Here is a 13,353-nt window from a genome sequence, read left to right on the forward strand (position 1 = left end):
GTTTCCTTGCCATTCCCTCGTTGCCGGATTTCTTCGGGCAAGAAATACCGGTGCAAAAAAGCGACCTTACAACTGTCATCGTACGTCGTCGAATCGCGTGTTTTTTCACATGATGAGGCGTCGTTTTACGCAGGTTTTTGTCGCGTCTAAAGCCTTGAATCACTTGCAACTATCGCTTACAATCGCCCGGATTTGTTAGCTAGGCACCCCTGAAAGCTTTCAGAAAGCTTGGGGCCGGGTTCAAGGATTTTGCGGAAGATTGCGATGGCGGGTCAGGCGCCGGACGACAGGCACGATGATCAGCGCACGCAACGCACCGCTTCAGCGGCCGGCGAGCGGCGCGAATTCGATGATGACTGGGATGCCGAGCAGCAAGATAACAATATCGTTCCGCTCACACGGGTAGAAGCCGAAAAGCTGTTCGGCCCGAACGTGAGCAAGCCCTCGCGCGTGACCCCCTATAAGGTGGTGTTCGCGCAAGTGGTTCTGTCCCTGGTTGCAACGCTGGCGTGGTGGCTGTTTTCAAAGTCGCCGGGCGCCGCTGCGCAATCCGCGTTTCTGGGCGGAGCGATCGGCTGGGTGCCCAGTGCGGTATTCGTGGCACGACTGAAGGCAGGTGGCTCGGCCACCGTGATGAGCTGGGTGATGGGCGAAGCCCTGAAGCTCGCTCTGACGATCGGGATGTTCACTGCAGTGGCGTTCGGCTGGTCCGGCGTGCACTGGGTGCCGTTCCTCGTCACGTACCTCGTCGTGCTGAAGACGTACTGGATCGCGCTGGCCTGGCGGTAAGGAACAAGCAGCGTGCGGTTTCGACAACGAACCGCACCGGCCCGTTCCCGCAATAGCGTGTTGCGGAACTGGCAAAACGATTTTCGACAATTTGGGTGGCATTAACGATATGGCAGCTAGCGAAGGCACGCGCGGTCCGGATCCGTCCGAGTACATTGCGCACCACTTGCAGAATTTCTCCACCTCGCATCAGACGTCGATTTTCGACATTCACGTCTGGAATCTCGACACGCTGTTCTGGTCGATCGTTTGCGGCATCGTGACGATCCTCGTGCTGCGTCTGGCCGCCCGCAAGGCGACGTCGGGCGTGCCGGGCCGTTTCCAGTGCGCGATCGAGATGCTCGTCGAGATGGTCGAAGACCAATCGAAGGCCATCGTTCACGGCAATCGTACCTTCATCGCTCCGCTCGCGCTCACCGTGTTCGTGTGGGTCGCGCTGATGAACTCCCTCGACTTCCTCCCGGTCGACCTGCCGGGCCGCGTGATCGGCCTGCTCGGTCTGTCGGACGTGATTTCCCACCATCGCATCGTCCCGACGGCCGACCTGAACGGCACGCTCGGCATCGCGCTCGGCGTGTTCGTCCTGATGATCTACTACAGCATCAAGATCAAGGGCGCGGGCGGCTTTGTGCATGAGCTGCTGTCGGCACCGTTTGGCGCCCACCCGCTGCTGTGGATCCCGAACCTCGCGCTCAACATCGTCGAATATCTCGCGAAGACCGTTTCCCTCGGTATGCGGCTGTTCGGCAACATGTACGCGGGTGAGCTGTTGTTCCTGTTGATCGCCCTGCTCGGCAGCATGTGGAGCTTCGGTGGCGACGCAACGTTCCTCGGCTTCGTTGGCCATGTGATCGCGGGTAGCGTCTGGGCAATCTTCCACATTCTGATTGTTCTGTTGCAGGCATTCATTTTCATGATGCTGACGCTGGTGTATCTCGGCCAGGCGCACGACAAGCACTAAGCGCGGCGTGCAAGAAAGAGTTTCCGTTTTAGTTTTTTAAATCTCAGTTCCAAGTCTTTTCACAAAGGAGTGATCATGCAAGCTTACATCGCCAACATCCAGGGTCTGACCGCCATCGGTATCGGCATCATCATTGGCCTGGGTGCAATCGGCGCCTGTATCGGTATCGCGCTGATGGGTGGTAAGTACATCGAAGCCTGCGCACGTCAGCCGGAACTCATCAACCCGCTGCAAACGAAGATGTTCCTGCTGGCTGGTCTGATCGACGCGGCATTCCTGATCGGCGTGGGTGTTGCAATGCTGTTCGCGTTCGCGAACCCGCTCCTGGCGAAGCTCGCAGGCTAAGGTTCCCTCGGAAATATGCGTCCGGCGCAAGCCGGCGCAGGGCGGAACGGAGACTTGGGGCGCTGATCGAATGCAACTCGATGAGCGCCTTACCGTTTCATTTTTCCGGAATAGCAGATAAGGAAACACCGTGAATCTCAACGCAACTCTGTTTGCGCAAATGGTCGTGTTCCTGGTCCTCGCGTGGTTCACGATGAAATTCGTGTGGCCGCCGTTGATCAACGCCCTCGACGAACGTTCGAAGAAGATCGCCGACGGCCTCGCCGCCGCCGAGAAGGGCAAGGCAGAACTCGACGCAGCGCACAAGCGCGTGGACCAGGAACTCGCGCAGGCCCGCAATGACGGCCAGCAGCGCATCGCCGACGCTGAAAAGCGTGCCCAGGCGGTCGCCGAGGAAATCAAGTCCAACGCCCAGGCTGAAGCCGCCCGCATCATCGCCCAGGCGAAGGCGGAAGCAGAACAGCAAATCGTGAAGGCGCGCGAAGCGCTGCGTGGTGAAGTCGCTACGCTGGCCGTGAAGGGCGCCGAGCAGATCCTGAAGCGCGAAGTCGATCAAACGGCCCACGCCCAACTGCTGAATCAACTGAAAGCCGAGCTCTGATCATGGCCGAACTTGCAACCATCGCCCGCCCTTACGCAGAAGCGCTGTTCCGCGTGGCCGAGGGCGGTGACATCGCCGCCTGGTCCACGCTCGTGCAAGAGCTGGCCCAGGTTGCGCGTCTGCCGGAAGTCCTGTCGGTCGCGTCGAGCCCGAAGGTGACGCGCACGCAAGTAGCCGAGTTGCTGCTTGCTGCGGTGAAGTCGCCGCTCGGGGCTGGCGCAGAAGCGAAGAACTTCGTGCAGATGCTGGTCGACAATCATCGCATCGCGCTGCTGCCGGAAATTGCAGAGCAGTTCGAGGCGCTCAAGAACGAACGTGAAGGTGCAGCCGACGCCGAGATCGTGAGCGCGTTCCCGCTGAACGGCGCGGATCTCGAGAGTCTCGTCTCGGGCCTCGAACGCAAGTTCAAGCGCAAGCTGAAACCGACGGTCGCAGTCGATTCGTCGCTGATCGGCGGCGTGCGCGTGACGGTCGGCGACGAAGTGCTCGACACCTCGGTTCGCGCGCGCCTCGCATCGATGCAGGCTGCGTTGACCGCCTGAGCGCCACGCCGGCACGCAACAGAATTGACTATCAGGAGCGAATAATGCAACTCAATCCCTCTGAGATCAGCGAGCTGATCAAGAGCCGGATCCAGGGCCTTGAAGCGAGCGCAGACGTTCGCAACCAGGGCACCGTGATCTCCGTGACCGACGGTATCGTGCGTATCCACGGCCTGTCGGACGTGATGCAGGGCGAAATGCTCGAGTTTCCGGGCAACACGTTCGGTCTCGCGCTGAACCTCGAGCGCGACTCGGTCGGCGCGGTGATTCTCGGCGAATACGAACACATCTCGGAAGGCGACATCGTCAAGACGACGGGCCGCATTCTCGAAGTCCCGGTTGGTCCGGAACTCGTCGGCCGTGTGGTCGATGCGCTCGGCAACCCGATCGACGGCAAGGGCCCGGTCAACGCAAAGCTGACCGACGCGATCGAAAAGATCGCCCCGGGCGTGATCTGGCGTAAGTCGGTGTCGCAGCCGGTGCAGACGGGCATCAAGTCGATCGACGCAATGGTGCCGATCGGCCGTGGCCAGCGTGAGCTGATCATCGGCGACCGTCAGTGCGGCAAGACCGCGGTGGCGCTCGACGCGATCATCAACCAGAAGGGCAAGGACCTGATCTGTATCTACGTCGCGATCGGCCAGAAGGCTTCGTCGATCATGAACGTGGTTCGCAAGCTCGAAGAAACGGGCGCGATGGAATACACGATCGTCGTCGCCGCTTCGGCTTCCGATTCGGCAGCGATGCAGTACCTCGCACCGTACGCCGGCTGCACGATGGGCGAATACTTCCGTGACCGCGGCCAAGACGCGCTGATCATTTATGACGACTTGACCAAGCAAGCCTGGGCATACCGTCAGATCTCGCTGCTGCTGCGCCGCCCGCCGGGCCGTGAAGCATACCCGGGCGACGTGTTCTATCTCCACTCGCGTCTGCTCGAGCGTGCTGCTCGCGTGTCGGAAGAGTACGTCGAGAAGTTCACGAACGGCGAAGTGAAGGGCAAGAGCGGTTCGCTGACGGCACTGCCGGTCATCGAAACGCAGGCTGGCGACGTGACCGCGTTCGTTCCGACGAACGTGATCTCGATTACCGACGGCCAGATCTTCCTGGAAACCGACCTGTTCAACGCAGGCATCCGCCCGGCAATCAACGCCGGCGTGTCGGTGTCGCGAGTCGGTGGCGCCGCTCAGACGAAGGTCGTGAAGAAGCTGTCGGGCGGTATCCGTACCGACCTCGCGCAGTACCGTGAACTGGCGGCATTCGCCCAGTTCGCATCGGACCTCGACGAAGCGACCCGCAAGCAGCTCGAGCGCGGCCGCCGCGTGACGGAACTGCTGAAGCAGCCGCAGTACCAGCCGCTGCAGGTGTGGGAACTGGCCGTGTCGCTGTACGCCGCGAACAACGGCTACCTCGACGACCTCGACGTCAAGCAAGTGCTGTCGTTCGAGAAGGGCCTGCGCGAAAGCCTGAAGACCAGCAACGCTGACCTCATCAAGCGCATCGAAGACACCAAGGATCTCTCGAAGGACGACGAAGGCGCACTGCGCTCGGCGATCGAATCCTTCAAGAAGTCCGGTGCCTATTGATCCGCGAGTGACACACTGAGGCCGCGCGGGTGCTGATGCGCCCGCGCCGCTTCGGTCAAGGAGCAAGCTATGGCTGGAATGAAGGAAATTCGCGGCAAGATCAAGAGCGTGCAGAACACGCGCAAGATCACGAAGGCGATGGAGATGGTGGCCGCATCGAAGATGCGCCGCGCGCAGGAACGCATGCGCGCCGCTCGTCCGTATGCGGACAAGGTCCGTGCCATCGCCGCGCACATGAGCCGCGCGAACCCGGAGTACCGCCACCCGTTCATGGTGGCGAACGAAGGCTCGAAGACGGCCGGCATCATCCTCGTCACGACGGACAAGGGTCTGTGCGGTGGTCTGAACACCAACGTGCTGCGTGCGACGGTGCAGAAGTTCAAGGAGCTGGAAGAGAAGGGCCAGAAGGTCGAAGCTACCGCGATCGGTAGCAAGGGCCTCGGGTTCCTGAACCGCTTCGGCGCGAAGGTGATGTCGCAGGTCGTGCACCTCGGCGACACCCCGCATCTGGACAAGCTGATCGGCGCCGTGAAGACGCAGCTCGATCTGTACTCGGAAGGCAAGCTGTCGGCGGTTTATATCGCTTACACGCGCTTCGTCAACACGATGAAGCAGGAAGCCGTGATCGAGCAGTTGCTGCCGCTGTCGTCGGAACACTTCGAAGCCGATGACGGTACGCCGGCCACGTCGTGGGATTACATCTACGAGCCGGACGCGCAGGCAGTCGTCGACGAACTGCTCGTGCGTTACGTCGAGGCGCTGGTGTACCAGGCCGTCGCGGAAAACATGGCGTCCGAGCAATCGGCGCGCATGGTCGCGATGAAGGCCGCGTCCGACAACGCGAAGACGGTGATCAGCGAACTGCAGCTCGTGTACAACAAGAGCCGTCAGGCCGCGATCACGAAAGAACTGTCGGAGATCGTCGGCGGCGCAGCCGCTGTTTAAGCGCGCGCCCGGGACGACAACTGCGCCTTTGCGCGAGTAAAGAATCAGGTATTTAAAGGAAAAGCGATGAGTACTGCTGCTTTGGTAGAAGGCAAGATCGTACAGTGCATCGGCGCCGTTATCGACGTGGAATTCCCGCGCGACAGCATGCCGAAGATCTACGACGCGCTCATTCTCGATGGCTCGGAACTGACGCTCGAAGTCCAGCAGCAGCTGGGCGACGGCGTTGTCCGTACCATCTGTCTGGGTGCATCCGACGGCCTGCGCCGCGGCCTGACCGTGAAGAACACGGCAAAGCCGATCTCGGTGCCGGTCGGCAAGCCGACCCTCGGCCGAATCATGGACGTGCTTGGCCGTCCGATCGATGAAGCTGGCCCGATCGAAAGCGCAACGACGCGTTCGATCCACCAGAAGGCTCCGGCGTTCGACGAACTGTCGCCGTCGACCGAACTGCTCGAAACGGGTATCAAGGTTATCGACCTGATCTGCCCGTTCGCAAAGGGCGGCAAGGTTGGCCTGTTCGGCGGTGCTGGCGTGGGCAAGACCGTCAACATGATGGAGCTCATCAACAACATCGCGAAGGAACACGGCGGTTACTCCGTGTTCGCGGGCGTGGGCGAGCGTACCCGTGAAGGGAACGACTTCTACCACGAAATGAAGGACTCGAACGTTCTCGACAAGGTCGCGCTGGTGTACGGCCAGATGAACGAGCCGCCGGGCAACCGTCTGCGCGTTGCGCTGACCGGCCTGACGATGGCCGAGCACTTCCGTGACGAAGGCCTCGACGTGCTGTTCTTCGTCGACAACATCTACCGTTTCACGCTGGCCGGTACCGAAGTGTCGGCACTACTCGGCCGTATGCCGTCGGCAGTGGGCTATCAGCCGACGCTGGCTGAAGAAATGGGCAAGCTGCAAGAGCGCATCACGTCGACCAAGAAGGGCTCGATTACGTCGGTCCAGGCCGTGTACGTCCCTGCGGATGACTTGACCGACCCGTCGCCGGCTACGACCTTCGGCCACCTGGACGCAACCGTCGTTCTGTCGCGTGACATCGCTTCGCTGGGTATCTACCCGGCGGTCGACCCGCTCGACTCGACGTCGCGCCAGATCGACCCGAACGTGATCGGTGAAGAGCACTACTCGATCACCCGTCGCGTTCAGCAAACGCTGCAGCGCTACAAGGAACTGCGCGACATCATCGCGATTCTGGGTATGGACGAACTTTCGCCGGAAGACAAGCTGTCGGTCGCGCGCGCTCGTAAGATCCAGCGTTTCCTGTCGCAGCCGTTCCACGTTGCTGAAGTGTTCACGGGCTCGCCGGGCAAGTACGTGCCGCTGAAGGAAACGATCCGCGGCTTCAAGATGATCGTCGACGGCGAGTGCGACCACCTGCCGGAACAGGCGTTCTACATGGTCGGCACGATCGACGAAGCCTTCGAAAAGGCCAAGAAGATCTCGTAAGGATTCGAGTGAGTCGCACGGCGCGTGCTGGCCGGGGTGTCGGTCTTCATTGACCGATAGTCAGGCTGGCCGCGCCGACCGCAACACGCTCAATCCGCCGTGCATGGGACGAGAGCAGGCGCCGCGAGGCGTTCGCTCTCGCCGACAGGAGTCCATATGGCAACCATCAAAGTAGACGTCGTCAGCGCGGAAGAGCAGATCTTCTCGGGCGAGGCGAAATTCGTCGCGCTGCCGGGCGAAACGGGTGAGCTGGGCATTCTGCCGGGTCACACGCCGCTGATCACGCGGATTCGTCCGGGTGCGGTGCGCATCGAAGTCGAGGGCGGCAACGACGAATTCGTGTTCGTCGCAGGCGGCATTCTCGAAGTGCAGCCGGGTGCCGTGACGGTGCTCGCCGATACCGCGATTCGCGGCAAGGACCTCGACGCGGCGAAAGCCGAGGAAGCACGCAAGCGTGCCGAGGAAACGCTGCAGAACGCGAAGTCGGATCTCGACCTCGCGAAGGCGCAATCCGAGCTCGCGACCGCGATGGCGCAGCTCGAGGCGATCCAGCGTCTGGCGAAGATCCGCAGCCGGCACTGAGCCGCGCCGCGTATCCCGCGAAAGAAAGCAGCCTTCGGGCTGCTTTTTTTCGTCCGTCGTGTTCGTCTGATTTTTTGCGGGCCGGATCATTCCGTCCGGTCGTGCTATTTCATCCGTCCGCCGCGATTTGCTGTCAGAGTATCGTCAGCCGCGCGCGTCATCATCCGTGTTGAGGCCGTTCGTCGCGATTGCGCGGCGGAGGCGGGCGCCGAAGGCGCGTGCAGGCCGATCAGACAAAAAGGACGGAGACATTCATGGCAGCAGACCTTGGCGTGGGCGCGCTGATCGCGCCCGAAAACGGCTTGTCGTACGTGCGTGGCACGACCGACGTGCCGCTCTCCGAAGCGACGATCGGCCGGTTCCTGCTGGATACGGCCGGCCGCTTTCCCGATCGTCCGGCCGTCGTGTTCCGCGAGCAACAGGTGCGCTGGACCTGGCGCGAGTTCGCGAACGAGGTCGATGTGCTGGCGTCCGGCCTGGCCTCGCTCGGCATCGTGAAGGGCGATCGCGTCGGCATCTGGTCGCCGAACCGCAGCGAATGGCTGCTCACGCAGTTCGCGACCGCGCGGATCGGCGCGGTGCTCGTCAACATCAATCCGGCCTACCGGCTGTCGGAGCTCGAATACGCGCTGAACAAGGTCGGCTGCAAGGCCGTGATCGCTGCCGAGCGCTTCAAGACGTCCGCGTACGTCGAGATGCTGCAGACCATCGCGCCGGAGCTCGCGACCGCGACGCCGGGCGACCTGCATGCGGCGCGCGTGCCGAGCCTGCGCACGGTCGTGTCGATGGGCGACGTCGCACCGGCCGGCATGTTTCGCTTCGCGGACGTGATGGCGCGCGGCCGCCAGGCCGTCGATCCCGCGTTGCTCGATGCGATCGGCGCGACGCTCGCGGCCAGCGAGCCGATCAACATCCAGTTCACGAGCGGCACGACGGGCAGCCCGAAGGGCGCGACGCTCACGCATCGCAACGTCGTCAATAACGGGCGCTCGATCGCGACGGCGATGCGGTTCACCGAGCAGGACATGCTGTGCATCCCGGTGCCGCTGTATCACTGCTTCGGGATGGTGCTCGCGGTGCTCGCCTGTGTGTCGAAGGGCGCGGCGATGGTGTTCCCCGGCGAAGCGTTCGACCCGGTCGCGACGCTCGCGGCGGTGGCCGACGAGCGCTGCACCGCGCTGCATGGCGTGCCGACAATGTTCATCGCCGAGCTCGATCACCCCGAGTTCGCCAAATTCGACTTGTCGACGCTGCGCACCGGGATCATGGCCGGTTCGCCGTGCCCGATCGAGACGATGAAGCGCGTCGTGTCGCAGATGCATCTGTCGGAGATCACGATCGCGTACGGGATGACGGAAACGAGCCCCGTGTCGTTCCAGAGCTCCACCGACGATCCGCTCGAGAAGCGCACGACGACGGTCGGGCGCATTCAGCCGCATCTGGAAGTGAAGGTCGTCGATCCCAGCGACGGCATCGTGCCGGTTGGCGCGACGGGCGAGCTGTGCACGAAGGGCTATTCGGTGATGCTCGGCTACTGGGACGACGACGTGAAGACGCGCGAGGTGCTGGTGGACGGCTGGATGCATACGGGCGACCTCGCGACGCTCGATGCGGACGGCTACTGCAACATCGTCGGCCGGCTGAAGGACATGGTGATTCGCGGCGGCGAGAACGTCTATCCGCGCGAGATCGAGGAATTCCTGTTTCGGCATCCGAAGATCCAGAGCGCGCAGGTATTCGGCGTGCCCGATACGAAGTACGGCGAAGAGCTGTGCGCGTGGATCGTGCTGCGCGCGGACGAGCAGATGACGGAGGACGACGTGCGCGCGTTCTGCAACGGGCAGATCGCGCACTACAAGATCCCGCGCTACATCCGCTTCGTCGACGAGCTGCCGATGACGGTGACGGGCAAGGTGCAGAAGTTCGTGATGCGCGACCGGATGATCGAGGAGCTGAAGCTCGACGTGCAGAAGACCGCGTAGCGCGGCATGCAGGCGGGAAAAACGCGGCGGCCTGCGGGCCGTTGCGCTTTCGATGGACGAAAAAAAGCGGGCTTATTAGCCCGCTAAAAACCACACGCTACGGGGTTAGCGCGAGGAGACCAAAGATGAAACCGAGTCCGGCGGGGGGCCGGAAACGACTCCAACAGGGATGCCCCTCGGAAGGGCTTCGGTACGTGACCGACTGGCTCGCAGCGCTTCGCGTCCGCTCACACTTGGCACACGAGACCGCATCCGTGTTGAAACCGTTGAGGCCATTGTGGGCGAATTAATGACCCCTCGCGGTAACAAAGTGTTTCAGGTTGTAACGCCCGCCAGATAAGGCTTTCCGGGATTTTTTGCTGTTTTTGAGGGCCTGAAAAAGGTCATTTTTACTCATATTTTCCGCAGCGTTTTCAGCGCATGCGCGCGATGCGTTTTTCATGCGTATCAGGCTCGACGAATTGCCGATTTGCACGCGAGAAAATGCGCCTTTCGCCCGATACCGCGCATGACGAGTCATTCGTCAGAAAGATTTTGAAACGTGATTGGCCGGCGCGGAAGTCGGCCATTCGGCCAATTCGGTGGCTTCGGGCCGATTTTCCGGGCGTCGGCACGCGGCGTCGAAGTGTAACGGCGGCACTTCGGCCGTCGCCGCGCAGCGACTTTTGCGGCGGTGGCGGCGGGGTCGGTGCCCGCTATCGGCCGCCACGCGCATGCCTGCTTACTTCAGCCATTTGTCCGAAATCGCCTGGTATTCGCCGGTCGACAGCGCGAGATGCAGCCACTGGTCGACGTACTGCTGGAACGCGACGTCGCCGCGCGGCACCATGTACGCCTTCTCGCCGAACTGGAACGGCTTGTCCGGATGCACCGAGCAGAGGCCCGGATTCAGCTTTTGCTGCAGCAGCGTCTCGGACGCATCCGTCACCATCACGTCCGCCTTGCCGGCGAGGATCTGCTTGAAGATCGTTACGTTGTCCGGATAGACGGTGAGGTTCGCATGCGTGAAATACTGCTTCGCGAAACGCTCGTTGGTGCCGCCCGGGTTCACGATCACGCGCGTTTCCGGCCGGTCGATCTGCGCGACGGTCTGGTATTTGTCGGCGTCCGCGCAGCGCACGATCGGCGTCTTGCCGTCGACCACGTACGGCTGCGTGAAGAACACGCGCTTCTGGCGCTCGAGCGTCGTCGACACGCCTCCCACCGCGATGTCGCATTTCGCGACGAAATCGCCGGTCAGGTTCGGCCAGCTCGTCTTCACGTAGTCGGTCTTCACGCCGAGCGACTTCGCGAGCGATTCGGCCATGTCGATGTCGATGCCCTCGAAGCGGCCGTCCGCGCGGTAATACGAATACGGCTTGTAGTCGCCCGTCGTGCACACGCGCAGCGTGCCGCGCGCGAGCACGTCGTCGAGCCGCGAGCCGGCGCCCGGTGCGGCGGCAGCGGCGCCCGCGCCGGTCTGCGCGTGCGCGGCGGCGCAGCAAAGCAGCGCGGTGGCGGCGAGCGTGGCGAGTGTCTTCATCGGTCTCCTCCTTCGTTTCGTTCGATATGAGCGTCCGATCATAACGGAGCCATCGCGCGCGTCATATGGCCGCCATCGCGTCGGCAAGCGCAGCCCGACGGCGGCTGTCCGGTAAAATGCCGCTTTGCCCTCGCATCGTCGCTCCTACCGTGGCCCATACCCTGCTCAACGACACCTTCCTGCGTGCGCTTCTGCGCGAGCCGACCGACTACACGCCGATCTGGCTGATGCGCCAGGCCGGCCGCTACCTGCCCGAATACAACGCGACGCGCGCGCGCGCCGGCAGCTTCCTCGGTCTCGCGAAGAATCCCGACTACGCGACCGAAGTGACGCTGCAGCCGCTCGAGCGCTTTCCGCTCGACGCCGCGATCCTGTTCTCGGACATCCTGACGATTCCCGACGCGATGGGGCTCGGCCTCGACTTCCAGGTCGGCGAAGGGCCGAAGTTCGCGCATCCGGTGCGTACCGAGGCCGACGTCGCGAAGCTCGCGGTGCCGGACATCGAAGAAACGCTCGGCTACGTGACGGGCGCCGTGCGCGAGATCCGCCGCGCGCTCACCGACGGCCAGGGCCGCCAGCGCGTGCCGCTGATCGGCTTTTCGGGCAGCCCGTGGACGCTCGCGTGCTACATGGTCGAAGGCGGCGGGTCGGACGATTTCCGCACGGTGAAGTCGATGGCGTATTCGCGCCCCGACCTGATGCACCGGATCCTCGACGTGAACGCGCAGGCGGTGGCTGCGTACCTGAACGCGCAGATCGAAGCGGGCGCCCAGGCAGTGATGATCTTCGATACGTGGGGCGGCGCGCTGGCGGACGGTGCGTACCAGCGTTTCTCGCTGGACTACATCCGCCGCGTGGTCTCGCAGCTCAAGCGCGAGCACGATGGCGAGCGCGTGCCGGTGATCACCTTCACGAAGGGCGGCGGCCTGTGGCTCGAGGAGATCGCGGCGACCGGCGTCGACGCGGTCGGGCTCGACTGGACGGTCAACCTCGGCAAGGCGCGTGAGCGCGTCGCCGGCAAGGTCGCGCTGCAGGGCAACCTCGACCCGACGATCCTGTTTGCGCCGCCCGCCGCGGTACGCGAGCAGGCGCGCGCGGTGCTCGACAGCTACGGCAATCATCCGGGCCACGTCTTCAACCTCGGGCACGGCATTTCGCAATTCACGTCGCCCGATCACGTCGCCGAACTCGTCGACGAAGTGCATAGCCACAGCCGCGCGATCCGTAGCGGAGCTGCCGGCTGAACGCAAGCGCTGTCATGCTGCACTGCGGTGTGACAGCGTTTCGTTGTCGGCACTAAACAGGGCGCAACCCCGCACCGGTTGCCGATTCAGTGCTTGTCAAGACTTGACTTATACACATTTTCCACGTTGCAGCGCGGTAGAGCCCTGTATCGGTCAATTTGCCTCGCTATGGTTCGGTAATTTGAATAGCAGCCTTATGGAATAAGGCTCCGCGGGGCACCGCAACAAGCGGCGAAAATCAGCGCAAAGCGCGGCCCCGCGCGCGTTGCAGCCAGTGAGCGGCGAGTTCTCAACAAAGTTATCCACAGGCTGGGCAGGGTATACGGCGATTCCTAATGCGAATCCAAAACTTAGCGCCGAATCTGAAGTTTTACTTTAAGTTCGCTGCCACGATGCGGGCGCGGATGTCGGCCGCCTATGCTCATGCGGCGTGTGCCGCCGCCGGAGCGTCGTGATGAGCGGCACCTATCTGCGCGTCGCGCTCGACCATCCGCTCGCTACCCTGTTCGATTACCGCTGCGACGCGCAACCGGCGCCCGGGCCCGGCACGCTCGTGCAGGTGCCGTTCGGCAAGCGGCAGGCCGTCGGGCTCGTCTGCGAAGTGACGACTCACACCGACGTGCCGCCGTCCCGGCTGCGCGCAGTCGACGCGATCTGCACCGACCTGCCGCCGTTGTCGCCGGACTGGCTCGCGCTCGTGTCGTTCGCCGCCGACTACTACCAGCGCGGGCGTGGCGAAGTCGCGCTGCCGGCGCTGCCGCAGGCGCTGCGCGATGCCGGGCGCTGGGGGCGT

The 13,353-nt window shown here is 63.0% G+C and carries 13 protein-coding genes and 1 pseudogene; 12 read left to right on the forward strand and 2 right to left on the reverse strand.

The window, feature by feature from the left end; all coding sequences use genetic code 11:
* The first annotated feature begins 264 nt into the window (after positions 1-264).
* The 10 genes from G3N93_RS02815 (at position 265) to G3N93_RS02860 (ending at position 9,794) form a co-directional block, all read left to right on the forward strand.
* The gene (locus tag G3N93_RS02815; RefSeq protein WP_046550074.1) at positions 265-789 is read left to right on the forward strand and encodes an ATP synthase subunit I; all 525 of its coding nucleotides are present in this window, start codon (positions 265-267) and stop codon (positions 787-789) included.
* Between the two features lie 109 nt (positions 790-898).
* The gene (gene atpB, locus G3N93_RS02820) at positions 899-1,750 is read left to right on the forward strand and encodes a F0F1 ATP synthase subunit A (protein ID WP_011350522.1); all 852 of its coding nucleotides are present in this window, start codon (positions 899-901) and stop codon (positions 1,748-1,750) included.
* A 75-nt stretch (positions 1,751-1,825) separates the two neighbouring features.
* Positions 1,826-2,095 (forward strand): F0F1 ATP synthase subunit C, encoded by a 270-nt coding sequence (gene atpE / locus G3N93_RS02825; protein WP_122167899.1) that lies wholly within the window; start codon positions 1,826-1,828, stop codon positions 2,093-2,095.
* Positions 2,096-2,225: 130 nt separating this feature from the next.
* Positions 2,226-2,696, forward strand: coding sequence for a F0F1 ATP synthase subunit B (locus tag G3N93_RS02830; RefSeq protein ID WP_011350523.1), 471 nt, complete (start codon positions 2,226-2,228; stop codon positions 2,694-2,696).
* Positions 2,697-2,698: 2 nt separating this feature from the next.
* A complete protein-coding gene (locus G3N93_RS02835; protein WP_011350524.1) occupies positions 2,699-3,238 on the forward strand; it encodes a F0F1 ATP synthase subunit delta in 540 nt (179 codons plus the stop codon).
* Positions 3,239-3,282: 44 nt separating this feature from the next.
* A complete protein-coding gene (atpA, locus tag G3N93_RS02840) occupies positions 3,283-4,824 on the forward strand; it encodes a F0F1 ATP synthase subunit alpha (RefSeq protein ID WP_011350525.1) in 1,542 nt (513 codons plus the stop codon).
* A 69-nt stretch (positions 4,825-4,893) separates the two neighbouring features.
* Positions 4,894-5,769 (forward strand): F0F1 ATP synthase subunit gamma, encoded by an 876-nt coding sequence (gene atpG, locus G3N93_RS02845; RefSeq protein WP_174940226.1) that lies wholly within the window; start codon positions 4,894-4,896, stop codon positions 5,767-5,769.
* A 66-nt stretch (positions 5,770-5,835) separates the two neighbouring features.
* A complete protein-coding gene (gene atpD, locus G3N93_RS02850) occupies positions 5,836-7,230 on the forward strand; it encodes a F0F1 ATP synthase subunit beta (RefSeq protein ID WP_174940224.1) in 1,395 nt (464 codons plus the stop codon).
* A 156-nt stretch (positions 7,231-7,386) separates the two neighbouring features.
* The gene (locus G3N93_RS02855) at positions 7,387-7,812 is read left to right on the forward strand and encodes a F0F1 ATP synthase subunit epsilon (protein ID WP_006477288.1); all 426 of its coding nucleotides are present in this window, start codon (positions 7,387-7,389) and stop codon (positions 7,810-7,812) included.
* A gap of 254 nt (positions 7,813-8,066) precedes the next feature.
* Positions 8,067-9,794: an AMP-binding protein gene (locus tag G3N93_RS02860; protein ID WP_206132247.1), complete on the forward strand. Its 1,728-nt coding sequence runs from the start codon at positions 8,067-8,069 to the stop codon at positions 9,792-9,794.
* 413 nt (positions 9,795-10,207) lie between these two features.
* Here G3N93_RS02860 and G3N93_RS02865 read toward each other — a convergent pair whose 3' ends face one another.
* Together G3N93_RS02865 and G3N93_RS02870 are read right to left on the reverse strand one after the other, a co-directional pair.
* Positions 10,208-10,363, reverse strand: coding sequence for a hypothetical protein (locus tag G3N93_RS02865; protein ID WP_174940220.1), 156 nt, complete (start codon positions 10,361-10,363; stop codon positions 10,208-10,210).
* A gap of 152 nt (positions 10,364-10,515) precedes the next feature.
* Positions 10,516-11,316 carry a transporter substrate-binding domain-containing protein gene (locus G3N93_RS02870; protein WP_011350529.1) on the reverse strand — a complete coding sequence of 267 codons (801 nt, stop codon included), beginning with the start codon at positions 11,314-11,316 and terminating at the stop codon, positions 10,516-10,518.
* Positions 11,317-11,465: 149 nt separating this feature from the next.
* Between G3N93_RS02870 and hemE the strand changes: the two genes are divergently transcribed.
* Positions 11,466-12,560, forward strand: a complete 1,095-nt coding sequence (gene hemE, locus G3N93_RS02875) for a uroporphyrinogen decarboxylase (RefSeq protein WP_041492712.1) — start codon at positions 11,466-11,468, stop codon at positions 12,558-12,560.
* A gap of 454 nt (positions 12,561-13,014) precedes the next feature.
* A pseudogene (locus G3N93_RS02880) lies at positions 13,015-13,353 on the forward strand (primosomal protein N'); the annotation flags it as partial.

Origin of the sequence: Burkholderia sp. Se-20378, assembly GCF_017104665.1 — a bacterium.
GTDB classification, from domain to species: domain Bacteria; phylum Pseudomonadota; class Gammaproteobacteria; order Burkholderiales; family Burkholderiaceae; genus Burkholderia; species Burkholderia lata.